General features: G+C 53.1%; 1 rRNA gene. It reads right to left on the bottom strand.

The features are described from left to right. Positions 1-821 (bottom strand): 23S ribosomal RNA (locus OM416_RS31705); the annotation flags it as partial.

Here is an 821-nt window from a genome sequence, read left to right as displayed (position 1 = left end):
ACTGCTTAGACGGACATCCATCAGTCCGCGTCACTACCCTACTGCGTCCCCCCATTGCTCATAACGGCTTACGGTGGTACAGGAATTTCGACCTGTTGTCCTTCGACTACGCCTTTCGGCCTCGCCTTAGGTCCCGACTTACCCTGAGCGGACGAGCCTTCCTCAGGAACCCTTAGGCTTTCGGCGGATCAGATTCTCACTGATCTTTTCGTTACTCATACCGGCATTCTCACTTGTATAATGTCCAGCGCTCCTTACGGTACACCTTCAACCCTTATACAACGCTCCCCTACCCCTGATGCAAAGCATCAAGCCATAGCTTCGGTGGTGTGTTTAGCCCCGTTACATTTTCGGCGCAGAGTCACTCGACCAGTGAGCTATTACGCACTCTTTCAATGGTGGCTGCTTCTAAGCCAACATCCTGGTTGTCTGTGCAACTCCACATCCTTTTCCACTTAACACACACTTGGGGACCTTAGCTGATGGTCTGGGCTGTTTCCCTTTTGACAATGGATCTTAGCACTCACTGTCTGACTCCCGGAAGTAAGTCTATGGCATTCGGAGTTTGACTGAGCTTGGTAACCCTTGCGGGCCCCGCACCCAATCAGTGCTCTACCTCCACGACTCTGTTTTCCGAGGCTAGCCCTAAAGCTATTTCGGGGAGAACCAGCTATCTCCGAGTTCGATTGGAATTTCTCCGCTACCCCCACCTCATCCCCGCATTTTTCAACATGCGTGGGTTCGGGCCTCCAGTGCGTGTTACCGCACCTTCACCCTGGACAGGGGTAGATCACCCGGTTTCGGGTCTACGTCCACGTACT

Source organism: Paenibacillus sp. LS1 (genome assembly GCF_026013365.1).
In the GTDB taxonomy this organism is placed as follows: domain Bacteria; phylum Bacillota; class Bacilli; order Paenibacillales; family Paenibacillaceae; genus Paenibacillus.
The sequence above is the reverse complement of the archived record's forward strand: the minus strand, read 5'-3'. Positions and strand labels throughout refer to the sequence as shown.